Raw genomic sequence first — 23,384 nt, forward strand, 5'->3', positions numbered from 1 at the left:
GGCGGCGGCCCGGGGCGACTTCAGACGGATGCGGGGAGATCTCTGACACACCGTCACCGCCCATACCCGGACAGCTCCCCTACTGCCGCGCGGGGCGACGGGCTAGGGTGGCCGGTGCAGAGCACTCGCGGGAGCCCGGACGCACCGGGCTGAGAGGGAGGCTGGGACGGCCTCCGACCGTACGAACCTGATCCGGGTCATGCCGGCGAAGGGAGGGGCTGGACGCCCATGCATCCACGTACGCCACCAGCGCGTCCGAGTACGACACCACCATCCGCCACCTCTGACGTCCTCGTCGTCGGGGGCGGCGTCATCGGCCTGGTCACGGCCTGGCGGGCGGCCCAGCGCGGGCTCTCGGTCGCGGTCGTCGACCCGGAGCCGGGCGGCGGCGCCGCGCAGGTCGCCGCGGGCATGCTGGCCGCCGTCACCGAACTGCACTACGGCGAGCAGACCCTGCTCGGCCTCAACGTCGAATCCGCCCGCCGCTACCCCGCCTTCGCCGCCGAGCTGACCGAGGCGAGCGGGCAGGACCTCGGCTACCGCGCGTGCGGCACGCTCGCCGTCGCGCTCGACTCCGACGACCGCGCCCACCTGCGCGAACTGCACGCCCTGCAGCGCCGCTCGGGGCTCGAGTCCGAGTGGCTGAGCGGCCGCGAGTGCCGCCGCCTGGAGCCGATGCTCGCGCCGGGCGTACGCGGCGGGCTGCGGGTCGACGGCGACCACCAGGTCGACCCGCGGCGGCTCGCGGCGGCGCTCGTGGTCGCCTGCGAGCGGGCCGGTGTGACCTTCCACCGCGCGTGGGCCGAGCGCCTGTCCGTCGTACGCGACCGGGCGCGCGGCGTCGTCCTCGCGGACGGCACCGAGCTGGGCACGGACCGGACCGTGCTCGCGGGAGGCAGCCTCAGCGGGCGTCTCGGGGGCGTTCCGCAGGACGTCCTGCCGCCCGTGCGGCCCGTGAAGGGACAGGTCCTGCGGCTGACGGTGCCGAAGCCGTACGCGCCGTTCCTGAGCCGCACCGTGCGGGCCGTGGTGCGCGGCAGCCACGTCTACCTCGTGCCGCGCGAGAACGGCGAGCTCGTCGTCGGCGCGACCAGCGAGGAGCTCGGCTGGGACACCACGGTGACCGCGGGCGGCGTCTACGAACTGCTGCGGGACGCGCACGAACTCGTCCCCGGCATCACGGAGCTGCCGCTGACCGAGACCTGCGCCGGCCTGCGCCCCGGCTCGCCGGACAACGCGCCGCTGCTCGGCCCGACGCGGCTCGCCGGGCTCCACCTGGCCACCGGGCACCACCGCAACGGCGTCCTGCTGACGCCCCTCACCGGCGACGTCATGGCGCACGCCCTGACCACCGGCGAACTGCCGGACGTGGCGCGTCCGTTCACCCCGCGCCGCTTCACCGCCCCCTCCCCCGTACCCCCTCCCACCACGCCGCACTTCACGGAGCAGCACGCATGACCACGCCCTTCGCCGTATCCGTCAATGGGGAAGCACGCGACGTGGCCTCGGGCACCACGCTCGAAGCCGTCGTGGCCACCCTCTCCTCGGCGCACTCCGGAGTCGCCGCCGCCGTCAACGAAACCGTCGTCCCGCGCGCGCAGTGGCCCACCACGACGCTCGCCGAGGGCGACCGCGTCGAAATTCTCACCGCCGTCCAGGGAGGCTGAACCACCATGGCAGACGACCCCTTCGTCATCGGCGGGCTCACCCTCTCCTCGCGCCTGATCATGGGCACGGGAGGGGCGCCCAGCCTCGACGTCCTGGAGCGGTCCCTCGTCGCGTCCGGCACGGAGCTGACCACCGTCGCGATGCGCCGTCTCGACCCGGGCGTGCAGGGCTCCGTGCTCTCCGTCCTCGACCGCCTCGGGATCCGCGTGCTGCCCAACACGGCGGGATGTTTCACGGCGGGCGAGGCCGTCCTCACCGCCCGGCTCGCGCGCGAGGCGCTCGGCACGGAGCTGGTGAAGCTGGAGGTGATCGCCGACGAGCGCACCCTGCTGCCCGATCCGGTCGAGCTCCTGGACGCCGCCGAGACCCTGGTGGACGACGGTTTCACCGTGCTGCCCTACACGAACGACGACCCGGTGCTCGCGCGGAAGCTGGAGGACGTGGGGTGCGCGGCGATCATGCCGCTCGGCTCGCCCATCGGCTCCGGGCTCGGCATCCGCAACCCGCACAACTTCCAGCTGATCGTGGAGCACGCGCGCGTGCCGGTGATCCTCGACGCGGGCGCGGGCACGGCGTCCGACGCGGCGATCGCGATGGAGCTGGGCTGCGCGGGTGTGATGCTGGCCTCCGCGGTGACGCGGGCGCAGGAGCCGGTCCTGATGGCCGAGGCCATGCGGCACGGCGTCGAGGCGGGGCGGCTCGCGCACCGGGCCGGGCGGATTCCGCGGCGGCACTTCGCGGAGGCGTCGTCTCCTGCGGAGGGCATGGCGCGGCTGGATCCGGAGCGGCCGGCCTTCGGGGCGCCTTAGGGGGTGCGGGGCTCTGTCCGTTCGCGGCTTGCCGCCGGTGGGGGCTCGTCGCGCAGTTCCCCGCGCCCCTGACGGGGCGCCCCGCGCCGTCTCCTGCGGAGGGCATGGCCCGGCTCGATCCGGAGCGGGGCGCCTTAGGGGGTGCGGGGCTCTGTCCATTCGCGGCTCACCGCCGGTGGGGGCTTGTCGCGCAGTTCCTCGCGCCCCTTACGGGGCGCGGTCGCCCTGGCGCCTGTCACAGCTCGGCTGCAGTAGCGCCGTGAGCGTGCCCGCCCCGGCCGGGGTGTCGGTGGCTGCTCGTAGACTCCCTCCGTGGACACGACCCTTCAGGACCCGCTCGTCGGGCAGCTGCTCGACAGCCGTTACCGCATCGACGGGCGCATCGCGGTCGGCGGGATGGCCACGGTCTACCGGGCCGTGGACACCCGCCTCGACCGCGTGCTCGCGCTCAAGGTGATGCACCCGACGCTGGCGGCCGACGCCTCCTTCGTCGACCGCTTCATCCGCGAGGCCAAGTCGGTGGCCCGGCTCTCGCATCCGAACGTGGTCGGCGTCTTCGACCAGGGCACGGACGGGTCGTACGTCTACCTCGCGATGGAGTACATCGCGGGCTGCACCCTGCGCGACGTCCTGCGCGAGCGCGGCGCCCTGCAGCCGCGGGCCGCGCTCGACATCCTGGAGCCGGTCCTCGCCGCGCTCGGCGCCGCGCACCGCGCCGGGTTCGTGCACCGCGACATGAAGCCGGAGAACGTCCTCATAGGGGACGACGGCCGGGTGAAGGTCGCCGACTTCGGGCTCGTCCGCGCGGTGGACACGGTCACGAACACGACGGGCACCGTCCTCGGCACCGTCTCCTACCTCGCCCCCGAGCAGATCGAGCACGGCACGGCGGACACCCGCGTCGACGTGTACGCGTGCGGGGTCGTGCTCTACGAGATGCTGACCGGCGCCAAGCCGCACTCCGGGGACTCCCCCGCCCAGGTCCTCTACCAGCACCTCAACGAGGACGTGCCGCCCCCGTCGGCGGCCGTCCCCGGGCTTGCCTTCGCACTCGACGAGCTGGTCGCCTCCGCCACCGCACGCACCCCGGACATCCGTCCGTACGACGCGGTGGCGCTCCTCGCCCACCTCAGGGAGGCGCGGGCCGCCCTCACCGAGGAGCAGCTCGACGCGGTGCCGCCGCAGGCCCGTGCGGCGGAGCACGACAGCTCCCAGGACCGCACGAGCGTGATCCCGCGCGCGGCGCGCTCCGTGCAGCTTCCGCTGCCTGCCGAGGGCGAGCGGGACGAGCGCGGCGGCCAGGACGCGCTGAACCGCACCAGCGTCCTCGCCACACCGCCGCCCGCCCCGCCCGCAGCGCCGGCGTCCCGGCGCCGGTTCGACCCGCGCCGCCGCATGATCGCGGTCATCGCCGGTGTCCTGCTGGTCCTGGGGATCGGCACGGGCGTCTGGTACATCAACTCCGGCCAGTTCACCGAGGTCCCGCCGCTCCTGGCGAAGACCGAGGCGCAGGCGAAGCAGCGGCTCGACGACGCCGGGCTCGACGTGAAGGACGTCAAGCGCGCCTACAGCGACACGGACAAGCGCGGCACGGTCATGAAGACCGACCCGGCGGTGGGCGACCGCATCCGCCAGAACGACGGGGTGACGCTGACCATCTCGCTGGGCCCGGAGACCGTGAAGGTCCCGAACGTGCGGAATCTCCCGCTGGCCACGGCGAAGAAGGAGCTCAAGAACGCCGGCCTTGCCCCTGGCATGGTCACCAAGAGGTTCAACGAGGACATCGACAAGGGCTCCGTGATCAGCACGGACCCGCGGGCCGGCTTCACCCGCAAGGCGGGCTCCGCCGTCGCCCTGGTCGTCAGCAAGGGCCGCCCCGTCGAGGTTCCCGACGTGACCGGCGAGTCCGAGGACGACGCGAGGGCCGACCTGGAGGACGCCGGGCTGAAGGTCGAGATCGTGCCGTCGCGGGTCCACTCCGACGAGGACAAGGGCGATGTCGCCGCGCAGTCGCCCGTCGCCGACAAGACGATCGCCGAGGGCGACACGGTCGAGCTGACGATCTCCAAGGGCCCGCCGATGGTCGAGGTCCCGGACGTCACCGGGATGGACGTCGACGAGGCCAAAGACAAGCTGGAGGCGGCGGGCTTCGAGGTCGACGAGGACCGCGGGCTGCTCGGCATCTTCGGGGACACCGTGAAGAAGCAGTCGGTGGACGGCGGCGACAAGGCGCCGAAGAACTCGACGATCACCATCACGATCCGCTGAGAGCGTGTGGGGGCCGAACCCGCGTCCGGCCCCGGAGCGCCAGCCGTTTCGAGGCGTCCCGGCCGCCCCGAAGCGACCCGGCCGCCCCGAGCGCCCCGAAGCACCCCGGCCCTCCCAAAGCACCCGCCCGTCCCGGCCGGTTCGGAGCACCCCCGGCCGCGTGCCACCCTTGACGTCGTGAGCAGCAACATTTCCCCCGACGCAGTGCCCCGCAACCCCGTCGGCGGCCACGTCCCGGTCGCCGGTGGACTCGCCTCCGTAGGCCTCTCGTACGCCCGTGACCTCGGTGCCGAAACCGTCCAGGTCTTCGTCGCCAACCCGCGGGGCTGGGCGACGCCGCCCGGCAACCCGAAGCAGGACGAGGCGTTCCGCGCGGCCTGCGCCGCCGAGAGGATCCCGGCGTACGTCCACGCGCCCTACCTCATCAACTTCGGCTCGCACACCGAGGCGACCGTCGAGAAGTCCGTGGACTCCCTGCGCCACTCGCTGCGCAGGGCCCGCGAGATCGGCGCCCTCGGCGTGGTCGTGCACACCGGCTCGGCGACCGGTGGCCGGGACCGCGCGGTCGCCCTGAAGCAGGTGCGCGACCGGATGCTGCCGCTCCTCGACGAGCTGACGCACGACGACGACCCGTTCCTGCTCCTGGAGTCGACCGCGGGCCAGGGCGCCTCGCTCTGCTCCCGCACCTGGGACTTCGGCCCGTACTTCGAGGCGCTGGACTCCCACCCCAAGCTGGGCATCTGCCTGGACACCTGCCACATCTACGCGGCGGGCCACGACCTGACCGGCCCGGGCGGCATGAAGCAGACCCTGGACCTCCTCGTGGAGACGGTCGGCGAGGGCCGTCTGAAGCTCGTGCACGCCAACGACTCCAAGGACGTCGTCGGCGCCCACAAGGACCGCCACGAGAACATCGGCACCGGCCACATCGGCGAGGAGCCGTTCCGCGAGCTGATGCTGCACCCGGCCACCGAGGGCGTGCCGCTGGTCATCGAGACGCCCGGCGGCAAGGAGGGGCACGCGGCGGACGTGGCGCGCCTGAAGGCGCTCCGGGGCCTGTAGCGCCCCGGCCGGGCTAGGGCGTGTCTTTTGGATCGGTCCGGACAGCCCGCGGCGTCTGGTGCGGTGCATCGCAAGGCGGAGCATCGCCCGCGGACTGGGCGTCCGTGGGTGATGCGACAACGCCGCGAGGCGCCGTGCCAGGCGTCGCGGGCCCGGGCTGATCCGAAAGACACGCCCTAGAACTCGGGGCCGTCCCCGGGCTCCTCCTGGTACGAGTAGCGCTGCTCCTGCCACGGGTCGCCGACGTTGTGGTAGCCGCGCTCCTCCCAGAAGCCGCGGCGGTCGGCGGTCATGTACTCGATGCCGCGGACCCACTTGGGGCCCTTCCAGGCGTACAGGTGGGGCACCACGAGCCGGAGCGGGAAACCGTGCTCCGCGGTGAGCAGTTCGCCGCCTTTGTGGGTGGCGAAAATCGTGCGGTCGGAGGCGAAGTCCGCCATCCGCAGGTTGGAGCTGAAGCCGTACTCGGCCCAGACCATGACGTGGGTGGCGTTCGGCGCGGGCGGGGCGATCTCCAGGAGCGTGCGGGCCGGCACCCCGCCCCACTCGGCGCCGAGCATGCTGAACTTCGTGACGCAGTGCAGGTCGGCAACGACGGTGTCGTACGGCAGCGCGGAGAATTCCTCGTGCGTCCAGCAGTGCTTCTCGCCGTCCGCGGTGGCTCCGAAGACCCTGAACTCCCAGCGCTCGGGACGGAACTTCGGCACCGGTCCGTAGTGCGTGACCGGCCAGCCGCGCTGCAGCCGCTGACCCGGCGGAAGCTCCGGCTCCGCTGCCTGTCGAGATGCGCGTTCCGCCAGCTGACCCATGACTCCATCCTGACAGACCCGGGGCGGTGGACGTGACCAGACGAAGTCTGACAGATACGGATTCGGGCAACTCCTACTAAGCGTGCACTTACTGGACGCCCTCCGAACACCGGTGCAAAGATGCGCGCTACCTGCCCAGTCACCCGCGTGGAAGGAGCCTCTGCGATGCAGGGCGACCCCGAGGTCATCGAATTTCTCAACGAGCAGCTGACCGCCGAGCTCACGGCGATCAACCAGTACTTTCTCCACGCCAAGATGCAGGAGAACTTCGGCTGGACGAAGCTCGCGAAGTACACCCGGTCCGAGTCGTTCGACGAGATGAAGCACGCGGAGGTGCTGACCGACCGGATTCTGTTCCTCGACGGTCTGCCCAACTACCAGCGGCTCTTCCACGTCCGGGTGGGCCAGACGGTCACCGAGATGTTCCAGGCGGACCGGCAGGTCGAGGTGGAGGCGATCGACCGCCTCAAGCGGGGGATCGAGGTGATGCGCGCCAAGGGCGACATCACGTCCGCGAACATCTTCGAGTCGATCCTCGCCGACGAGGAGCACCACATCGACTATCTGGACACCCAGCTGGAGCTCGTCGAGAAGCTGGGCGAGCCGCTGTACCTGGCGCAGCTCATCGAGCAGCCGGAGAGCTAGGCGGCGGCCTGCTGAGCGGTCTCGTCGAGGCCGGCCAGCACCGGCTCTCCCTGGTCCGCCAGCTCACGGCGGGGGCACGCGCCCCGGCCGAGCAGTGCCTGGATGCGTCGTACGCACGAACCACAGTCCGTGCCCGCCTTGCAGGCCGAGGCTATCTGGCGGGGGGTGCAGGCCCCGTCCGCCGCGTGCTTCTTCACCTGCGCCTCGGTGACCCCGAAGCAGTTGCAGACGTACACGCGGCTCACCTCCCAGGCAGACAGGACGGACAGGACTCATCGGTAGCGCCGTCCCGATTGATCGGTGAGGCTAACCTAACCTTACCCATGACTCCGGGCCCACAAAAGCCCCGGATACGCCGGTGGGGCGCGGATCACACGGATCCGCGCCCCACACGTACGTACAGCTCGAAGAACTACTGGTCGCGGTACATCTCCGCCACCAGGAACGCCAGGTCGAGCGACTGGCTGCGGTTGAGCCGCGGGTCGCAGGCCGTCTCGTAGCGCTGGTGCAGGTCGTCGACGAAGATCTCGTCGCCGCCGCCCACGCACTCGGTGACGTCGTCACCGGTGAGCTCGACGTGGATGCCGCCCGGGTGGGTGCCGAGGGCCTTGTGGACCTCGAAGAAGCCCTTGACCTCGTCGAGCACGTCGTCGAAGCGGCGGGTCTTGTGACCGGAGGCCGCCTCGTACGTGTTGCCGTGCATCGGGTCGGTGATCCAGGCGACGGTCGCGCCGGAGGCGGTGACCTTCTCGACCAGCTCGGGCAGCTTGTCGCGGACCTTGTCGGCGCCCATCCGGACGATGAAGGTCAGCCGGCCGGGCTCGCGGTCGGGGTCGAGGCGCTCGATGTACTCCAGCGCCTCCTCGGCCGTGGTGGTCGGGCCGAGCTTGATGCCGACGGGGTTGCGCACCTGGGAGGCGAACTCGATGTGCGCGTGGTCGAGTTGACGGGTGCGCTCACCGATCCAGACCATGTGGCCCGAGGTGTCGTAGAGCCGCCCGGTGCGGGAGTCGACGCGGGTCAGCGCCGACTCGTAGTCGAGGAGCAGCGCCTCGTGGGAGGCGTAGAACTCGACGGTCTTGAACTCCTCCGGGTCGGTGCCGCAGGCGCGCATGAAATTGAGCGCGTTGTCGATCTCGCGGGCCAGCTGCTCGTACCGCTGGCCGGACGGGGACGACTTCACGAAGTCCTGGTTCCAGGCGTGCACCTGGCGCAGGTCCGCGTAACCGCCCGTGGTGAAGGCGCGCACCAGGTTGAGCGTGGAGGCGGAGGCGTTGTACATCCGCTTCAGGCGCTCGGGGTCCGGGATGCGGGCCTCTTCGGTGAAGTCGAAGCCGTTGACGGAGTCGCCCCGGTAGGTCGGGAGCGTCACGCCGTCGCGGGTCTCGGTCGGCTTGGAGCGCGGCTTGGAGTACTGGCCCGCGATGCGGCCGATCTTCACGACGGGCACGGAGGCCGCGTACGTGAGGACGGCGCCCATCTGGAGCAGCGTCTTCAGCTTGTTCCGGATGTGGTCGGCGGACACCGCGTCGAAGGCCTCGGCGCAGTCGCCGCCCTGGAGCAGGAACGCCTCTCCCTTGGCGACGGAGGCCAGTCGGGCGCGCAGCTGGTCGCACTCGCCCGCGAAGACGAGCGGCGGATACGACTCGAGGTCCGCGATCACATCGCGCAGAGCCTCGGCATCGGGGTACTCGGGCTGCTGCGCCGCGGGCAGGTTTCGCCAGGTGTTGCCACCGGTGGCGGTGGTCTTAGCGTTCACGGTCACCTCGTCAACATTACGTGGTGCAGCGCGCCGTCCATTCACCCGCTCACGAAGTGAGACGGAGCCGACACAGTGGAGCGATCGCTTCCTGTTGCCCGGTCTGCGGCGTGCGGTGCGGCGAGGGCGAGCCTTCGGTGGACGCGCCGCAGCATCATGCGGGCCATGAAGGGGTGCACCCGCTTCACGACGCCCCAGTAGAGCCGGGAGCGGACCGCGTCCGCGCGGACGGCCGTGCTGAGCGTGACGTGCCGCTCGTCGACCAGGATCGAGGCGCGGGCGGTGAGGCCCGCCGTGTCCACGTCCATCAGCAGTTCGCCGTCCTCGCGGGCGATGACGGGGAAGGCGTCGCGCAGGACGCCGGTCCACGCGGCGGGGTCGCGCGGCAGGCCGGCGCGCAGCTCCATGCGGTACGCGTCCCGGTAGCCGGGCCGCTCCACGGAGGCCCGGAGCAGCCTGGCCTCCGCGGGCACCTCCACCGTCTCGGGCCGGGGCCACCAGAGCCGGTTGAGCAGCCGCAGCCGGGGCGACCAGCGGACGGGGCGGGCGCAGCCGCCCGCCGCCGCGCGCTCGATGTTGTCGAAGAGCTCTTCGACCATCGTGTCGTGGACGGGCCGGACGGCCGTGGGCCACAGGAGGCGGTCGACGCCGGACTGCCGCATCTCCAGGACGTGGCGGACGAGGCAGCGGCCCCCGCCCCGCGGCTCGACCGTCACCTCGTGGAAGCCGTCGCCCGGCGGGGTGAAGGCGAAGCGGATACGGCGGCCCCGTTCGTGGGCGGTGACGGAGTACCTGATCGGGCCGTGGCCACCGGTCGCGCCGACGCCCAGCGGGCGGTCGAAGGTCATCGGCGCCCAGGCCGGGACGGGGAAGACCGGGTCGTCCTCGGCGGACAGGCGGTCGAGCAGAGCCCCGACTGCCTCCGCCGGGGCCTCGACGACCCGCTCGTGTTCGTTGCGCACGACTCCCATGCCGCACCTCCATACGCTGGCGTATGGTCAACCGTACGGTAGCGTATGGACATGGCGCAACGGCAGCAGAAGAAGGCCCCGGCGAAGCCCCGGCTGACCGCCGACGACTGGGCGGACGCCGCGCTGACGGCGATCGGCGAGGGCGGGCTCGCGGCCGTCGCCGTGGAGCCCCTGGCGGTCCGCCTCGGCACCACGAAGGGGAGCTTCTACTGGCACTTCGCCAACCGCGACGCGCTCATCGAGGCCGCCCTGGAGCGCTGGGCCGAGCTCCACACCGAGGGCATGATCAGCCACGTGGAGGCCGAGCCCGACCCCCGCAAGCGGATCCGGATGCTCTTCGCGGAGGCCATCACCGCCGCCGCCTCGGGCCCGCTGGAGGTCTCCCTGCTGGCGACGGCCGAGCACCCGCGGGTGGCGGCCGCCCTGCGGAAGGTGACCGAGCGCCGTCTGACGTACGTCGCCGAGCTCTTCGCCGGCCTCGGCTTCCCGGCGGCGGAGGCGCGGCGGCGCGGCCTGCTCGCGTACAGCGTCTATCTGGGCCACACCCAGCTCGGCCACGCGGTGCCCTCGGCCGTACCGTCCGGCGCGGAGCTCGGCGCCTATCTCGACGAGAGCCTCGACCTCCTGATGATGCGCTAAGGTGCCGGACATGCACGCGCAGACGACGACTCGTAACTGGTGGTGGCCCGCTCATCCGGCGGCCCACTGACTCTGCGCGCACAGAGACTCGCGAAGGCCGCCCGAGGGGCGGCCTTCAGTGTTTTCCGGACCTCCCGGGGCCGGGCCGTTCCTCTCCGAGTGAGAAGGAACCATCCCCATGCACCCCATGAACCTCACCGACCTCCTGTCCGACGACCGCCCCTTCGCCCTGCTGCGCCGCCGCACCCCGGGCCGCGACCACGACACGGTCGAGGTCCTGACCGGCCCGACGGGCACGTACGAACGGCTCACGGACATCCCCGAGGGGCTCGCCCTCGTGCCCTTCCGGCAGATCAGGGAGCGCGGCTTCGACGTCCGCGACGACGGCACGCCGCTCACCGTCCTCACCCCCGAGGAGCGGTACGAACTCCCGCTCGCCGAGGCCCTTGCGGCGCTGCCCGCGCACGAGGTGCGGGTCGAGGGCGGGGCCTTCGACGTGGACGACGCGGCGTACGCGGACATCGTGGGGCGCGTCCTGCGCGAGGAGATCGGGCGTGGCGAGGGCGCCAACTTCGTCATCCGTCGCACGTACGAGGGTGAGATCCCGGGGTTCGGCAGGGCTGACGCCCTCGCGCTCTTCCGGCGGCTGCTCGTGGGCGAGCGGGGCGCGTACTGGACGTACGTCGTGCACACCGGGGACCGCACGCTCGTCGGGGCCAGCCCCGAGGTGCACGTGCGGATGTCCGGCGGGACGGTCGTCATGAACCCCATCAGCGGGACGTACCGCTACCCGGCCGACGGGCCCACGCCCGACGACCTGCTCGCCTTCCTCTCCGACGGCAAGGAGATCGAGGAGCTCTCGATGGTCGTCGACGAGGAGCTCAAGATGATGTGCACCGTCGGCGACATGGGCGGCGTCGTCATCGGGCCGCGCCTCAAAGAGATGGCCCACCTCGCGCACACCGAGTACGAGCTGCGCGGGAAGTCGTCGCTGGACGTACGGGAAGTCCTCAAGGAGACGATGTTCGCGGCGACCGTCACCGGGTCGCCGGTGCAGAACGCCTGCCGCGTCATCGAGCGGCATGAATCCGGCGGCCGCGGCTACTACGCGGGCGCCCTCGCCCTCATCGGCAGGGACGCGGGCGGCGCGCAGACCCTGGACTCCCCCATCCTGATCCGCACCGCCGACATCTCCGCGGCCGGGCGGCTGCGGGTGCCGGTGGGCGCCACGCTGGTGCGCGGCTCCGACCCGCTGGGCGAGGTCGCCGAGACGCACGCGAAGGCCGCCGGTGTGCTGGCCGCCCTCGGCGTGCGCCCCGGGCGCCCCCGCGAGGAGGGCACGCGGCCCGCCCTCGCCGACGACCCGCGGGTGCGGGCGGCGCTGGACGGCCGGCGCGCGTCGCTCGCGCCGTTCTGGCTGCGGATGCAGGAGCGGGCCGACGAGCTGGCCGGGCACGCGCTCGTGGTGGACGGCGAGGACACCTTCACCGCGATGCTCGCGCACGTCCTGCGCTCCTCCGGCCTCCGGGTGTCGGTGCGGCGGTACGACGAGGAGGGGCTGCGGGAGAGGGTGCTCGCGCACGAGGGACCCGTCGTGCTCGGCCCCGGCCCGGGCGACCCGTCCGACCTCACCGACCCGAAGATGCGGTTCCTGCGCTCACTGACGGCCGAGGTGATCCGCGGCCACGGGCACGGCGTGCTCGGCGTCTGCCTCGGGCACGAGCTGATCGCGGCCGAGCTGGGCCTGGAGACCGTGCGCAAGGAAGTGCCGTACCAGGGCGCACAGACGGGCATCGACCTGTTCGGGCGGCCCGAGACCGTCGGGTTCTACAACAGCTTCGTGGCGCGCTGCGACGACGCGGCCGCGGCGGAGCTGGCCGCGCACGACGTGGACGTCAGCAGGGACGCGGCGACCGGTGAGGTGCACGCGCTGCGGGGACCGGGCTTCGCGGGGGTGCAGTTCCATCCGGAGTCGGTGCTGACGCTGCGCGGCGCCGGGATCGTGCGGGAACTGCTCGGTCAGCTCCTGCCCGGCGCGGGCACCAAGACGTTCTCGGAGCGGCGGCCCGCCAGGTAGTCCAGGACGTTGCGCACCGTGGTGTCGATGATCTGGGCGACCGCGTCCGCGGTGTAGTACGCCTGGTGGGAGGTGACCACGACGTTCGGGAACGTGACGAGGCGGGCCAGGGTGTCGTCCTCGACGACCTCCAGGGACTTGTCGAGGAAGAAGAGTCCCGCCTCCGCCTCGTACACGTCCAGGCCCACGCCCGTGAAGCGGCCGACGCGCAACTCCCCGACCAGGGCCTCGGTGTCGATCAGGCCGCCGCGGCTGGAGTTCACCAGGATCGCGTCGTCCTTCATCCTGCGCAGCGCGTCGGCGCCGATGAGGTGCTGGGTGGCCGGGAGCAGCGGCACGTGCAGGGAGACGAGGTCCGCCTCGGCGAGGAGTTCGTCCTTCGCCACGTACTCCATGCCGAGCTCGACGCAGGCGGGGTTCTCGGCGACGTCCCAGCCGAGCAGCCGCATGCCGAAGCCGTGCGCGATGCGGGTGAACGCCTCGCCGATCTTGCCGGTGCCGAGCACGCCGACCGTGCGGCCCCGCAGGTCGCGGCCCATCAGGCCGTCGAGCCTGAAGTCGAAGTCGCGGGTGCGGTTGCTGGCGCGGACGATGCGGCGGTTGACGGCCATCGCCAGGGTCCAGGCGAACTCGGCGACGGAATATGGCGAGTAGTACGAGACGCGGGCGACGGTCAGGCCGAGGCGTTCGGCGACCCGCAGGTCGATGTTGTTGAAGCCGGTGGAGCGCTGGGCGATCATCCGTGTGCCGCCGGCGGCGAGCGTCTGGAGCACCCGGTTGTCGAGGGTGGCGTTGACGCTGGAGGAGACGATCTCGTAGCCGGCGGCGATGGGGGCGGTGTCCTCGTTCAGGAACACGTCGAGGCAGCGGATGTCGTGGTGCCCCTCGAAGGCCTTCTCCATCAGCGGCTTTTCATCGGACTGCACGCCAAATGCGAGAATTTCCATGGTTGTGAGTCTATTGACCGGTTTCCGGGACGGCACCGCGGGGGGCCGTCCCGGACGCGTCAGGGCCGCCCTCCCCGGGTCAGCCGAAGAAGACACCCACCTCCGCGTACAGCGCCGGGTCCACCGTCTTCAGGCGGGCCGTGGCCTCCGCGATCGGTACGCGGACGATGTCCGTGCCCTTGAGGGCGACCATCTTGCCGAAGTCGCCGTCCCGGACGGCCTCGATCGCGTGCAGGCCGAATCGGGTGGCGAGCCAGCGGTCGAAGGCGCTCGGGGTGCCGCCGCGCTGGACGTGGCCGAGGACCGTGGTGCGCGCCTCCTTGCCGGTGCGCCCCTCGATCTCCTTGGCCAGCCACTCGCCGACGCCGGAGAGCCGGACGTGCCCGAAGGAGTCCTGCGTGCCGTCCTTGAGGACCATCTCGCCGTCCTTGGGCATCGCGCCCTCCGCGACGACGACGATGGGGGCGTACGACGCCTTGAACCGCGAGGTCACCCAGGCGCAGACCTGGTCGACGTCGAAGCGCTGCTCGGGGATGAGGATGACGTTGGCGCCGCCCGCGAGGCCCGAGTGCAGGGCGATCCAGCCCGCGTGGCGGCCCATGACCTCGACGACGAGGACGCGCATGTGCGACTCGGCGGTGGTGTGCAGGCGGTCGATCGCCTCGGTCGCGATGCCGACGGCCGTGTCGAAGCCGAAGGTGTAGTCGGTGGCGGAGAGGTCGTTGTCGATGGTCTTCGGGACGCCGACGACCGGGACGCCGTACTCGTCGGTGAGGCGCGCGGCGACGCCGAGCGTGTCCTCGCCGCCGATCGCGATGAGGGAGTCGACCTCCTGCTTGGCGAGGTTCTCCTTGATGCGGCGCACGCCGTTCTCCACCTTGAACGGGTTGGTGCGCGAGGAGCCGAGGATGGTGCCGCCGCGCGGCAGGATGCCGCGGACCGCCGGGATGTCGAGCGGGACGGTGTCGCCCTCCAGCGGACCGCGCCAGCCGTCCCGGAAACCGACGAAGTCGTAGTCGTACTCCTGCACGCCCTTGCGGACGACGCCGCGGATGACCGCGTTGAGCCCGGGGCAGTCGCCGCCTCCGGTCAGTACGCCAATTTTCTTGGCCCCCATGGAACAGTCCCTTCGCCTCAGTGACCTGATGCGAGTCACGCTAATGGTGATCCAGGTCACTCCGGGACGGTGCGAACGGTCAATTCCTTTGGCGTGAAAGGGAGTTGATCACGTCTTTTCACCCGTACGAGGGTCACGCGTCGTCGAGGCCCCGCTCTATCGCGTACCGGACGAGCTCCACCCTGTTGTGCAGCTGGAGCTTGCCCAGGGTGTTCTGGACGTGGTTCTGCACGGTCCGGTGCGAGATGACCAGGCGCTCGGCGATCTGCTTGTAGCTCAGCCCCTTGGCGACCAGACGCAGGACCTCCGTCTCGCGGTCGGTCAGCCGCGGGGCCTTCGGGTCGTCCGGGGTGCCGGCCGCGGGCTCGGTGGCCAGCCGGCGGTACTCGCCGAGTACCAGGCCCGCGAGGCCCGGGGTGAAGACGGCGTCGCCGACCGCCGTGCGGCGCACCGCGTCGATCAGCTCCTCGGTGGACGCCGACTTCAGGAGATAGCCGGTGGCGCCGGACTTGACCGCCTCCAGGACGTCGGCGTGCTCGCCGCTCGCGGAGAGGACCAGGACGCGCAGCGCCGGGTTGGCGCCGACGAGCTCCTTGCAGACCTGCACGCCCGGCTTGAGCGGGAGGTTCAGGTCGAGGACGAGCACGTCGGGGGCGACCGCCTGGGCGCGGCGGACCGCCTGTTCGCCGTCGCCCGCGGTGGCGACCACGTCGAGGCCCGCCTCCGCGAGGTCACGGGCGACGGCGTCGCGCCACATGGGGTGGTCGTCGACGACCATGACCCTGATCGTGCCGGCCGTCGCCCCGTCCCCCGCGGTGGCCGGTTCCTGCCCTTGCTGCTGCTCGTTCATCTCGCCTTTCCTGCCTTCCCCCGTGTGTCCCGCGCCTCTTCGCGCGGCACTTTCAGTTCCACTTCCGTCCCCTGGCCCGGCACCGAGATCAGCTCGGCCGTGCCCCCGATGTCCCGCAGCCGCCCCCGGATCGACAGGGCGACACCCATGCGCCCCTCCCCCTCGGCCTCCGCGAGCCGCCCCTCCGGGATGCCGGGGCCGTCGTCCCTGACGGTGACGATCACCCCGTCCGGCTCGTCCTCGACCAGGATCCAGGCGTTGGCGTCCGGGCCGGCGTGCCTGCGGACATTGTCCAGGGCCGCGCCGACGGCGGCCGCCAGTTCCTTCGCGGCCGGCGGCACGAGGAACACCGGCGCCCCGGGCTCGGAGAGCGTCACCTTCGCCCCGGCGTGCGGGGCGAGGAGCGAGCGCAGGTCGCAGGGCGCGGTGTCGTCCGGCTCGTCGTCCGGCACCTCGACGGCGCGGACGACGGCGCCCTGCGAGATGTCCTCCGAGGCGTGCGATGCGGGCACCATGCCGCCGGCGACCAGGGTCCGCAGCGCGACCTCCTGCTCGCCCGCGAGCCTGCCGAGCTCCGCGGCTTCGCCGCCGATGGCGGTGCCGCGCCGCTGCACCATGGCGAGGACCTGGAGGACGCTGTCGTGGATGTCGCGGGCGAGCCGTTCGCGCTCGCGGGTCGCGGCCTCTATCTCCAGGGCGCGGGCCAGGGTGCGCTCGGAGGCGCGGGCCAGCTCCACGACGTAGCCGATGGCGATGGAGGCGATGCAGACCAGCAGGACGTTGTGCAGGGTGTCGCGGCTGAACGCGCCGCGCTGCACCACGTTGGCGACGCCCACGAGGAGGGACGCCGAGGCCGCCCAGCGCCAGCCGCCCTTGATCGCGAAGGCGAGGACGGAGCCCGCGGTCCATATGGAGGGCAGCGTCGGGCCGCCGTCGACGATCCGCTGCTGCGAGTCGGCGAGCGGCGTGAGCAGGATGCCCACGATCGCGACGGTGAGGTCCGCGACGAGGAACCGCTTGGTGCAGCTCGCCGCGTTCGCGACGCGGGGCAGGGTGGCGAGGGTCCAGGGGGCGAGCACCGCGTAGTAGGAGACGGCCAGCCAGGGCCGGTCCAGCTCCTCGTGCGCCGTCATGAAGAGGCCGATCGCGTACAGCATCGTCAGGACGCGGTAGGCGGTGAGCGCGCGCCACAGCGGCTGCTCGACCGACATCCGCATGACTTTCTCGCGCTTGGCCATGTCCCCCACCGCCCGTGCCCCCGCCGCCCGTGTGCCCACCCCTGAACGGACGCGGCTAGGAGCCGGACCGTTCCTTGTGCCCGCCCTTGTGTCCGTCCGCCGCCTTGGCGGCCTTCGCCGCGTCGGCGAGCTGGCGCTTCGCGGCCGTCGCGTACATGTCGACGTACTCCTGGCCGGAGAGCTTCATGATCTCGTACATGACCTCGTCGGTCAGCGCGCGCAGCACGAAGCGGTCCTGCTCCATGCCCTGGTAGCGCGTGAAGTCGAGGGGCTTGCCGATCCGGATGCCGGGGCGCATCAGCTTCGGCACCACCTTGCCGGGCGGCTGGATCTTCTCCGTGTCGATCATCGCGACGGGGAGCACGGGCGCCCCGGTGGCGAGCGCCACGCGCGCGAGACCGCCCGGCTTGCCGCGGTAGAGGCGCCCGTCGGGCGAGCGCGTGCCCTCCGGGTAGATGCCGAAGAGCTCGCCGCGCTCCAGGACCTCGATGCCGCTCTTGATGGCCGCCTCGCCCGCGCCGCGCGCGCCGGAGCGGTCCACGGGGAGCTGGCCCACGCCCTTGAAGAAGGCCGCGGTGAGCTTGCCCTTCACGCCGGGCGAGGTGAAGTACTCCGCCTTGGCGATGAAGGTGACCTTGCGGTCGAGGACCGCGGGGAGGAAGAAGGAGTCCGAGAACGAGAGGTGGTTGCTGGCGAGAATCGCGGGGCCCTCGGCGGGAACGTTCTCAAGGCCCTCCACCCAGGGTCTGAAGCCGAGCTTCAGCGGCCCTCCGATGGCAACCTTCATTGCGCCGTAGATCAAACCGAGTGCCTCCTGTTTCTGTGGATCAGACCTTAACCCGGGGTACGGCCAATGGGCCCGACGACCCTGGTCGGTGTCAGTCCGGTCGCGTACGGTGAAGTACTCCTCACGACCCTTGAATCCCCTCGTCACATCTCACGAAGGAGACCGAAGGTGCCGGTCCTCCCCGGAGCCGAGCCGTACCGCCACGAAGGCGGCGAGGTCGGCGTCCTCCTCTGCCACGGCTTCACCGGATCCCCGCAGTCGCTGCGCCCCTGGGCCGAGTACCTGGCGGAGCGCGGCCTCACCGTCTCGCTGCCGCTGCTGCCCGGGCACGGCACCCGCTGGGAGGACATGGCGGTCACCGGCTGGCAGGACTGGTACGCGGAGGTGGAGCGCGAGCTGCGGAGTCTCCTCGACCGGTGCGAGCGGGTCTTCGTCTTCGGGCTCTCCATGGGCGGCGCCCTCGCGCTGCGCCTGGCGGCCAGGCACGGGGACGCGGTCAGCGGCCTCGTCCTGGTCAATCCGGGGAACAAGGTGCACGGCGTCGCGGCGCACGCGCTGCCGGTCGTGCGGCACTTCGTGCGGACCACCAACGGCATCGCGAGCGACATCGCCAAGCCCGGCTCCGTGGAGATCGGCTACGACAAGGTCCCGCTGCACTCCGCGCACTCCCTGGTCCGCTTCTTCCGCCTGGTCGACGCGGAACTGCCGCAGGTGACCCAGCCGTTGGTGGTGCTGCACAGCCCGCGCGACCACGTGGTGCCGCCCGCCGACTCGGCCCGGATCCTCGGCCGCGTCTCGTCCACGGACGTCAAGGAGATCCTGCTGGAACAGAGCTACCACGTCGCGACGTTGGACTACGACGCGGACCGGATCTTCGAGGAGAGTTACGCGTTCATCGCCCGGCTCGCCCCCAGCGTCGGCAAGGAAGGGACGGCCACCGGTGGCTGAGCACGAGGCGGACCGCGAGGACAGTCGCGAGCCGGAGAAGATCCCGGGGAAGGTCCCGGAGAAGGGCAGCGTCCCCGGTGACGGGGTGCCCCTGGACGAGGACGCCGCCTGGCGGGCGATCGTCGCGGGGTACGGCGAGGAGCCCGCGGACCCGCCGGGCGCCAAGCCGTTCAAGTCGGTGGAGGACCTGGCGCTCCTGGAGACGGAGACGAACGGCCCCGCGGACGGCTCCGGCGGCCCCGGCGGCTCCGGCCCGGTGAAGAGCCCCGCCGAGCCCAACCCGGACGACAAGTCCGGCACCGACAAGCCGCTCGGCAGCTCCGTCTCCTTCGCGCCCGGAGTCGGGCCGGCGGGCGGCCCGCGCGACTACACGGCGCCCGAGCCGTCCGAGGACGACTTCGACGCCGACGACGAGGGGCACTTCGTGCCGCCCGAGCCGCCGCCGCTGCCGGAGGCGGACGTGACGGCCAAGTTCGCCTGGCTGGCCGTGCTCGGCGGCCCGCTGCTCATCCTGCTCGCCGTGCTGTTCGGCTGGCAGATGACGTGGTGGCTGACCACGCTCGGCATCGGCGGCTTCCTGGGCGGCTTCGCCACGCTGGTGATGCGGATGAACAGCGGCGACGACGAGGAGGACGACGACCCGGGACGCGGCGCCGTCGTCTGAGCAGTTCCACGGACCGAGAAGCGAGGGCCCGCCCGGCACCGACCGGGCGGGCCCTTCGCATGTCACGGACACCGATGTCGCATGTCACGGACACCGATGGAACCCGATCCGGCCCACCGGCGAAGGAGAGGTGAACCACCGAACAAGCCCAAGCCTTCGAGGCGTTCGAACGAACGAAAGGAGCCCCGATGACCGTCGAACCCGGCGTCCCCCTTCGAACGGGGCAGCGCGAGCAGAGCGACGCCTGGTACATCGAGCGGTCCCGGGACGAGCCCGAGCGGTTCGCCGTCCTCTTCGACCGGCACGCCGACTCCGTGTACCGGTACGCGGCCCGGCGGCTCGGCCCCGAGGCGGCAGAAGACCTGATGGCGGACACCTTCACCACCGCCTTCCAGCAGCGCCACCGGTACGACCCGGCGCGGGCCGACGCCCGCCCCTGGCTGTTCGGCATCGCGACCAACCTCATCGGCCGGCACCGCAGGGCCGAGGCCCGCCGCTTCAAGGCGCTCGCCCGGGTGCCCTCGCCGGTGCCGCACGAGGAGCCGGTAGCCGACCGCGCGGTCGCCCGGGCGGGCGCCGCCGGGATCCGCACCGACCTGGCGGCGGCCCTGGCCGGGCTCTCCGCCCGGCACCGCGACGTGGTCCTGCTGGTGGCGTGGGCCGACCTCAACTACGAAGAGGCGGCCCAGGCGTTGGGGGTGCCCGTCGGCACCGTCAGGTCACGGCTGCACCGGGCTCGCAGCACATTGCGCGAAGCACTGGGCGGATCCGATCCGACAGCTTTCCAGGAGGCACACGCCCATGAATGACCTCGATGAACTGCGCGGCTGGGAGGCGGGGGCGCCCCCGCTGGACGACGAGACGCGCCACCGCGCGCGCATCCGTCTGTTCGCCGCGATGAACGAACGGCCCGCGGCGGTACGGCCCGCCGCGGCACGACCGCCGGGACGCCGGCCCGTGCTCCGCATCGCCCTCGCCGGTCTCGTGACGGCCGCGGTGGCCGGGACCGTCCTGGTCACCGTCGACGGCGGGAACGAAGGACAGCAGGCCAGGCCGCCCGCCGGCAGCTCCCCGAACGTGGCCAACGTCGCCGTGACGAAGGTGCTCAACGGCGCGGCCGCCTGGGAGCGCGAGCACGAGAAGCAGACCGTGGTGCCCCGCGACGACCAGTTCCTCTACTCCAAGCGGATCATCAAGGAGACGGAACGGAAGACCGGCGAGGTCAGGACCTACACCGACGAGATGTGGGACTCGGTGGACGGCTCACAGCGCTCCCTGAGCATGGAGCTCGGCAAGATCATGTGGGAGGAGCCCCTGGGCAAGGGCGAGGGGGTGTGGCCGCCGCGCAGGTGGGACGAGCTGAAGAAGCTGCCCACCGACCCCCGGAAGCTCGTCCCCGCCATCGTCTCCATGGGCACCTCCGACAAGCGGATCAGTGAACTCACCAAGGACGAGCGGTGGCAGGCCTACTTCCTGCTCGGCGAGCTCCTGAAGGCGCCGGCACTGCCCGAAGGGCTGCGCGCCGCGGCCTACGAAGGGCTGGCGCTCGTGCCCGGCGTCAAGACGGTCGAAGGGGTCGAGGACTCCGCCGGGCGTGCCGGTGTGGGGATCGCCTACCCCGGCCACTTCAAGGGCAGGTACCTCATCTTCGACGCGAAGTCCCATGAATTCCTGGGCTTCCGTGACGAGCGGATCTCGCGCGACGGAAAGAAGACGTACGTCCAGCTGTCGCACACCGTCGAGTGGGCGGTCGTCGACAGGGTGAGGCAGCGCCCGTAGGTCTCACCGGGCGGGGGGAACCCTGAGGGCGGCCAGGACCGGAAGGTGGTCCGTGGCCGCCCTCAGGTCCGCCCCGGTCACCCCGGGCAGGTCCGACGGCACGCCGCAGCCCAGGACCTCGATCCCCCGGGTCGCGAAGATCGCGTCGATGCGCTGGTGCGGGTCGTCCGGCGTCGAGGTGTGCTCGCCGCCCCACGGCTCGGCCGCCCAGCAGTCCTGGAGCCCCTCGGCGAGCCTGCGGAACGTCCGGCCGCCCGGCCGTTCGTTGAGGTCACCGCCCGCGACGGCATGCTCCACGCCCATCCCGGCGAGCCGGTCGAGCAGCATCCCGCCCTGCGCGTACCGCTCGTCGGTCTGCAGGCTCAGGTGGCAGCTCAGGACGCCGAGGCGGGCGCCGCCGAAGCGGACGACGGCGGTCGCGAAGCCGCGCCGGTGCAGCCCCGGGGTGAGCGGCAGCAGTACGTCCTCGGTGCGCTCGACCGTGGCGCGCAGGGAGCAGAGCAGCGCGGGTCCCGCGGCGCTGCCGCCGCCGGAGAGGATCACCAGGTCGGCGGCGCGCGCGAGGCGGGCCAGCTTCTTGCGCCAGCGGAAGAACCGCGGCGCCTCCTGGATCAGGACGAGGTCGGGGGCGCAGGCGGCGATGGTCCGGGCGAGTGCGGCGGTGTCGTCACGCATCGAGCGGATGTTGTAGCTGAGCACCCGGATGACGGCCGAACCGTCGGATTCGGTGCGCGAGTCGGGGAGCGTGGAGCTCGGGCTCGTCGGCATGGCGATCAAGATACGCGAACGCCGGACAGGCCGAGGATATTCAGCCTGTCCGGCGTTTGAGGACGAGTGCGCGGCGCGATCGGCGGCGCCCCCGTCGCGGGGTCACATGACCGGGTCGGGCTCCCGCGCCAGGTCCGCCGCGCCGACGAGACCCGCCTTGTTGCCCAGCTGGGCGGCGATGACCTGGGCCTCGGGGCGCCAGGCGGCGCCGACGAGCCAGCGCTTGAAGGACTTGCGGATCGGGTCGAGGACCAGCTCGCCCTCGTCCGAGAGGCCGCCGCCGACGATGAACGCGGACGGGTCGAAGAGCGACGCCAGGTCGGCGAGGCCGGCGCCCGCCCAGCGGGCCAGCTCGCGGTAGGAGTCGATGGCGACGGCGTCGCCCTGCCGCGCGGCCATCGAGATGTGCTTGCCCTCGATGCCGTCGGGGGTGCCGTCGCCCAGCGAGAGGAGGTACTCGGCGTTCTCCGGGGTGGCGTTGGCGCGCTGCTTCGCGTACCGCACGAGGGCGCGCCCTGAGGCGTACTGCTCCCAGCAGCCCTGCGAGCCGCAGCCGCACAGCAGCCCGTCCGGCACCATCCGGATGTGGCCGAACTCGGCGGCCACGCCGAAGTGGCCGCGGCGCAGCTTGTTGCCGATGATGATGCCGCCGCCGAGGCCGGTGCCGAGCGTGATGCAGATGACGTTGCGGTGGCCCTTGCCGCCGCCGAACCTGTACTCGCCCCATGCCGCGGCGTTGGCGTCGTTCTCGACGACCACGGGCAGGCCGACGCGCTTCTCGACCTCGTCCTTGAGCGGCTCCTGCCGCCAGTCGATGTTCGGCGCGAAGTAGACCGTGGAGCGCTGCCGGTTGACGTATCCGGCGGCGCCGATGCCGACGCCGACGATCTCGTGTCCGGCCCGCGCGCCCGCCACGGCGGAGGCGATCGCGTCGACGATGGCCTCGGAAGTACCAGGGGTCGGCACCTTGAAGGTCGAGAGGATGTTGCCGTCCTCGTCGACCACTCCGGCCGCGATCTTGGTGCCGCCGATGTCGACGCCGATGGTGAGTCCCATGAATCCCTCAGTTCGATCGAGCCCCGCTACGGCCCACCGTACCCGAGGGGGGTCAGTCCAGATCGATGTGTTCGCCCGTCGCGGGACCGTCGTCCTCGCGGTCCTCGCCGCGGGTCCAGCGGCTCTCCTGGCCCTCGACCGCGGAGCGGTAGGCGGCGAGCAGCTCGGAGCCGGCCGCCGCGAGGTGGTCGAAGACGTCGGGGTTGCGCTCGATGACCGGCTCGACGACGGCCTTCGCCTCCCTGACGACCTGCTTCAGGGTCTGCTCGACGGCGCCCTGCGCGACCGCGCCGAGCAGTGGCGTCTGCAGTCCCGAGAGCTTCTCCGAGACGGCGTCGACGAGCTTGCGCAGCTCCTCGGCCGCCGAGCCGGGCTGCGGGCCGTACTGCGCGCGGCGGCGCGCCTGCTCCGCCGCGAGATCCTCGGCGCACGCCTGCTCCCAGGCATCGGCGTCGGCTTCGGGGGCTTCGCGCCCGGTGGCATCGCTCATACCACTCGACGTTACCCGAACGGCGGTAGGGCG

General features: G+C 72.0%; 25 protein-coding genes and 1 riboswitch. Of the genes, 13 read left to right on the forward strand and 12 right to left on the reverse strand.

From position 1 onward, the window contains the following. The first annotated feature begins 117 nt into the window (after positions 1-117). Positions 118-231: riboswitch (TPP riboswitch) on the forward strand. The 5 genes from thiO (at position 229) to ACI2L3_RS19450 (ending at position 5,807) form a co-directional block, all read left to right on the forward strand. Continuing rightward, on the forward strand, positions 229-1,458 hold the full coding sequence (gene thiO / locus ACI2L3_RS19430; protein WP_404753571.1) for a glycine oxidase ThiO: 1,230 nt from the start codon (positions 229-231) through the stop codon (positions 1,456-1,458). (Overlaps the previous riboswitch by 3 nt.) After that, positions 1,455-1,667, forward strand: coding sequence for a sulfur carrier protein ThiS (thiS, locus tag ACI2L3_RS19435; protein ID WP_404753572.1), 213 nt, complete (start codon positions 1,455-1,457; stop codon positions 1,665-1,667). Before thiO ends, thiS begins: the two co-directional genes overlap by 4 nt. Positions 1,668-1,673: 6 nt before the next feature. Next, positions 1,674-2,477, forward strand: coding sequence for a thiazole synthase (locus ACI2L3_RS19440; protein ID WP_404753573.1), 804 nt, complete (start codon positions 1,674-1,676; stop codon positions 2,475-2,477). 312 nt (positions 2,478-2,789) lie between these two features. Beyond that, positions 2,790-4,745, forward strand: coding sequence for a Stk1 family PASTA domain-containing Ser/Thr kinase (pknB, locus tag ACI2L3_RS19445; protein WP_404753574.1), 1,956 nt, complete (start codon positions 2,790-2,792; stop codon positions 4,743-4,745). Between the two features lie 177 nt (positions 4,746-4,922). Next, a complete protein-coding gene (locus tag ACI2L3_RS19450) occupies positions 4,923-5,807 on the forward strand; it encodes a deoxyribonuclease IV (protein WP_404753575.1) in 885 nt (294 codons plus the stop codon). 176 nt (positions 5,808-5,983) lie between these two features. Here the strand turns inward: ACI2L3_RS19450 and ACI2L3_RS19455 are convergent, their stop codons facing one another. Next, positions 5,984-6,616, reverse strand: coding sequence for a sulfite oxidase-like oxidoreductase (locus ACI2L3_RS19455; RefSeq protein ID WP_404753576.1), 633 nt, complete (start codon positions 6,614-6,616; stop codon positions 5,984-5,986). A gap of 165 nt (positions 6,617-6,781) precedes the next feature. On the opposite strand from ACI2L3_RS19455, the gene bfr reads away from it, so the two are divergent. Continuing rightward, complete coding sequence (bfr, locus tag ACI2L3_RS19460) at positions 6,782-7,261, forward strand: bacterioferritin (protein WP_362992482.1); 480 nt, start codon at positions 6,782-6,784, stop codon at positions 7,259-7,261. Here bfr and ACI2L3_RS19465 read toward each other — a convergent pair. The 3 genes from ACI2L3_RS19465 to ACI2L3_RS19475 all read right to left on the reverse strand — a co-directional run bounded on the left by ACI2L3_RS19465 (position 7,258) and on the right by ACI2L3_RS19475 (position 9,991). Continuing rightward, complete coding sequence (locus tag ACI2L3_RS19465) at positions 7,258-7,506, reverse strand: bacterioferritin-associated ferredoxin (protein ID WP_404753577.1); 249 nt, start codon at positions 7,504-7,506, stop codon at positions 7,258-7,260. The genes bfr and ACI2L3_RS19465 overlap by 4 nt on opposite strands. Before the next feature lie 167 nt (positions 7,507-7,673). Beyond that, on the reverse strand, positions 7,674-9,026 hold the full coding sequence (locus ACI2L3_RS19470; RefSeq protein WP_404753578.1) for a class II 3-deoxy-7-phosphoheptulonate synthase: 1,353 nt from the start codon (positions 9,024-9,026) through the stop codon (positions 7,674-7,676). A gap of 35 nt (positions 9,027-9,061) precedes the next feature. After that, positions 9,062-9,991 (reverse strand): SRPBCC family protein, encoded by a 930-nt coding sequence (locus ACI2L3_RS19475; protein WP_404753579.1) that lies wholly within the window; start codon positions 9,989-9,991, stop codon positions 9,062-9,064. Between the two features lie 45 nt (positions 9,992-10,036). Here ACI2L3_RS19475 and ACI2L3_RS19480 point away from each other — a divergent pair, with 45 nt between their 5' ends. The 3 genes from ACI2L3_RS19480 to ACI2L3_RS19490 all read left to right on the forward strand — a co-directional run bounded on the left by ACI2L3_RS19480 (position 10,037) and on the right by ACI2L3_RS19490 (position 12,707). Beyond that, positions 10,037-10,630: a TetR/AcrR family transcriptional regulator gene (locus tag ACI2L3_RS19480; RefSeq protein WP_404753580.1), complete on the forward strand. Its 594-nt coding sequence runs from the start codon at positions 10,037-10,039 to the stop codon at positions 10,628-10,630. 10 nt (positions 10,631-10,640) lie between these two features. After that, positions 10,641-10,700, forward strand: a complete 60-nt coding sequence (locus ACI2L3_RS19485; protein ID WP_106977022.1) for a trp operon leader peptide — start codon at positions 10,641-10,643, stop codon at positions 10,698-10,700. Between the two features lie 117 nt (positions 10,701-10,817). After that, positions 10,818-12,707: an anthranilate synthase family protein gene (locus ACI2L3_RS19490; RefSeq protein WP_404753697.1), complete on the forward strand. Its 1,890-nt coding sequence runs from the start codon at positions 10,818-10,820 to the stop codon at positions 12,705-12,707. Here ACI2L3_RS19490 and ACI2L3_RS19495 read toward each other — a convergent pair. The 5 genes from ACI2L3_RS19495 to ACI2L3_RS19515 form a co-directional block, all read right to left on the reverse strand. Beyond that, positions 12,650-13,654 (reverse strand): 2-hydroxyacid dehydrogenase, encoded by a 1,005-nt coding sequence (locus ACI2L3_RS19495; protein WP_404753581.1) that lies wholly within the window; start codon positions 13,652-13,654, stop codon positions 12,650-12,652. The two genes, ACI2L3_RS19490 and ACI2L3_RS19495, sit on opposite strands and share 58 nt — an antisense overlap. Before the next feature lie 79 nt (positions 13,655-13,733). Further along, positions 13,734-14,771, reverse strand: a complete 1,038-nt coding sequence (locus tag ACI2L3_RS19500; protein ID WP_404753582.1) for a 6-phosphofructokinase — start codon at positions 14,769-14,771, stop codon at positions 13,734-13,736. 133 nt (positions 14,772-14,904) lie between these two features. After that, positions 14,905-15,621, reverse strand: coding sequence for a response regulator (locus ACI2L3_RS19505; protein ID WP_404753583.1), 717 nt, complete (start codon positions 15,619-15,621; stop codon positions 14,905-14,907). Beyond that, positions 15,618-16,859 (reverse strand): MacS family sensor histidine kinase, encoded by a 1,242-nt coding sequence (macS, locus tag ACI2L3_RS19510; RefSeq protein ID WP_404753584.1) that lies wholly within the window; start codon positions 16,857-16,859, stop codon positions 15,618-15,620. The genes ACI2L3_RS19505 and macS overlap by 4 nt, the downstream gene beginning before the upstream one ends. A 55-nt stretch (positions 16,860-16,914) precedes the next feature. Further along, positions 16,915-17,646 (reverse strand): lysophospholipid acyltransferase family protein, encoded by a 732-nt coding sequence (locus ACI2L3_RS19515; protein WP_404753585.1) that lies wholly within the window; start codon positions 17,644-17,646, stop codon positions 16,915-16,917. 168 nt (positions 17,647-17,814) lie between these two features. Here ACI2L3_RS19515 and ACI2L3_RS19520 point away from each other — a divergent pair, with 168 nt between their 5' ends. From ACI2L3_RS19520 to ACI2L3_RS19535, 4 genes are all read left to right on the forward strand, one after another. Then, complete coding sequence (locus ACI2L3_RS19520; protein WP_404753586.1) at positions 17,815-18,594, forward strand: alpha/beta hydrolase; 780 nt, start codon at positions 17,815-17,817, stop codon at positions 18,592-18,594. After that, the gene (locus ACI2L3_RS19525) at positions 18,587-19,258 is read left to right on the forward strand and encodes a hypothetical protein (protein WP_404753587.1); all 672 of its coding nucleotides are present in this window, start codon (positions 18,587-18,589) and stop codon (positions 19,256-19,258) included. Before ACI2L3_RS19520 ends, ACI2L3_RS19525 begins: the two co-directional genes overlap by 8 nt. 188 nt (positions 19,259-19,446) lie before the next feature. Further along, positions 19,447-20,067 (forward strand): RNA polymerase sigma factor, encoded by a 621-nt coding sequence (locus tag ACI2L3_RS19530; RefSeq protein ID WP_404753588.1) that lies wholly within the window; start codon positions 19,447-19,449, stop codon positions 20,065-20,067. Next, entirely contained in the window at positions 20,060-21,037 is a 978-nt protein-coding gene (locus tag ACI2L3_RS19535; protein ID WP_404753589.1) for a CU044_5270 family protein, read from the forward strand. Before ACI2L3_RS19530 ends, ACI2L3_RS19535 begins: the two co-directional genes overlap by 8 nt. A 3-nt stretch (positions 21,038-21,040) precedes the next feature. Here ACI2L3_RS19535 and ACI2L3_RS19540 read toward each other — a convergent pair whose 3' ends face one another. The 3 genes from ACI2L3_RS19540 to ACI2L3_RS19550 all read right to left on the reverse strand — a co-directional run bounded on the left by ACI2L3_RS19540 (position 21,041) and on the right by ACI2L3_RS19550 (position 23,351). Continuing rightward, positions 21,041-21,805: an endonuclease/exonuclease/phosphatase family protein gene (locus tag ACI2L3_RS19540; RefSeq protein WP_404753590.1), complete on the reverse strand. Its 765-nt coding sequence runs from the start codon at positions 21,803-21,805 to the stop codon at positions 21,041-21,043. 102 nt (positions 21,806-21,907) lie between these two features. Next, on the reverse strand, positions 21,908-22,861 hold the full coding sequence (locus ACI2L3_RS19545; RefSeq protein WP_362992499.1) for an ROK family glucokinase: 954 nt from the start codon (positions 22,859-22,861) through the stop codon (positions 21,908-21,910). 52 nt (positions 22,862-22,913) lie between these two features. Further along, the gene (locus tag ACI2L3_RS19550; protein WP_404753591.1) at positions 22,914-23,351 is read right to left on the reverse strand and encodes a DUF5304 domain-containing protein; all 438 of its coding nucleotides are present in this window, start codon (positions 23,349-23,351) and stop codon (positions 22,914-22,916) included. Between the last annotated feature and the right edge of the window lie 33 nt (positions 23,352-23,384).

The sequence above is a fragment of the Streptomyces sp. NPDC029674 genome, from assembly GCF_044903205.1.
Classification (GTDB): Bacteria; Actinomycetota; Actinomycetes; order Streptomycetales; family Streptomycetaceae; genus Streptomyces.

What these genes read in the sequence shown, in the direction of transcription:
- thiO (WP_404753571.1), top strand. Translation starts at nt 229, where the DNA reads ATGCATCCACGTACGCCACCAGCGCGTCCGAGTACGACACCACCATCC.
- thiS (WP_404753572.1), top strand. Translation starts at nt 1,455, where the DNA reads ATGACCACGCCCTTCGCCGTATCCGTCAATGGGGAAGCACGCGACGTG.
- ACI2L3_RS19440 (WP_404753573.1), top strand. Translation starts at nt 1,674, where the DNA reads ATGGCAGACGACCCCTTCGTCATCGGCGGGCTCACCCTCTCCTCGCGC.
- ACI2L3_RS19455 (WP_404753576.1), bottom strand. Translation starts at nt 6,616, where the DNA reads ATGGGTCAGCTGGCGGAACGCGCATCTCGACAGGCAGCGGAGCCGGAG.
- bfr (WP_362992482.1), top strand. Translation starts at nt 6,782, where the DNA reads ATGCAGGGCGACCCCGAGGTCATCGAATTTCTCAACGAGCAGCTGACC.
- ACI2L3_RS19475 (WP_404753579.1), bottom strand. Translation starts at nt 9,991, where the DNA reads ATGGGAGTCGTGCGCAACGAACACGAGCGGGTCGTCGAGGCCCCGGCG.
- ACI2L3_RS19480 (WP_404753580.1), top strand. Translation starts at nt 10,037, where the DNA reads ATGGACATGGCGCAACGGCAGCAGAAGAAGGCCCCGGCGAAGCCCCGG.
- ACI2L3_RS19490 (WP_404753697.1), top strand. Translation starts at nt 10,818, where the DNA reads ATGAACCTCACCGACCTCCTGTCCGACGACCGCCCCTTCGCCCTGCTG.
- ACI2L3_RS19495 (WP_404753581.1), bottom strand. Translation starts at nt 13,654, where the DNA reads ATGGAAATTCTCGCATTTGGCGTGCAGTCCGATGAAAAGCCGCTGATG.
- ACI2L3_RS19500 (WP_404753582.1), bottom strand. Translation starts at nt 14,771, where the DNA reads ATGGGGGCCAAGAAAATTGGCGTACTGACCGGAGGCGGCGACTGCCCC.
- ACI2L3_RS19505 (WP_404753583.1), bottom strand. Translation starts at nt 15,621, where the DNA reads ATGAACGAGCAGCAGCAAGGGCAGGAACCGGCCACCGCGGGGGACGGG.
- macS (WP_404753584.1), bottom strand. Translation starts at nt 16,859, where the DNA reads ATGGCCAAGCGCGAGAAAGTCATGCGGATGTCGGTCGAGCAGCCGCTG.
- ACI2L3_RS19515 (WP_404753585.1), bottom strand. Translation starts at nt 17,646, where the DNA reads ATGAAGGTTGCCATCGGAGGGCCGCTGAAGCTCGGCTTCAGACCCTGG.
- ACI2L3_RS19530 (WP_404753588.1), top strand. Translation starts at nt 19,447, where the DNA reads ATGACCGTCGAACCCGGCGTCCCCCTTCGAACGGGGCAGCGCGAGCAG.
- ACI2L3_RS19535 (WP_404753589.1), top strand. Translation starts at nt 20,060, where the DNA reads ATGAATGACCTCGATGAACTGCGCGGCTGGGAGGCGGGGGCGCCCCCG.
- ACI2L3_RS19540 (WP_404753590.1), bottom strand. Translation starts at nt 21,805, where the DNA reads ATGCCGACGAGCCCGAGCTCCACGCTCCCCGACTCGCGCACCGAATCC.
- ACI2L3_RS19545 (WP_362992499.1), bottom strand. Translation starts at nt 22,861, where the DNA reads ATGGGACTCACCATCGGCGTCGACATCGGCGGCACCAAGATCGCGGCC.
- ACI2L3_RS19550 (WP_404753591.1), bottom strand. Translation starts at nt 23,351, where the DNA reads ATGAGCGATGCCACCGGGCGCGAAGCCCCCGAAGCCGACGCCGATGCC.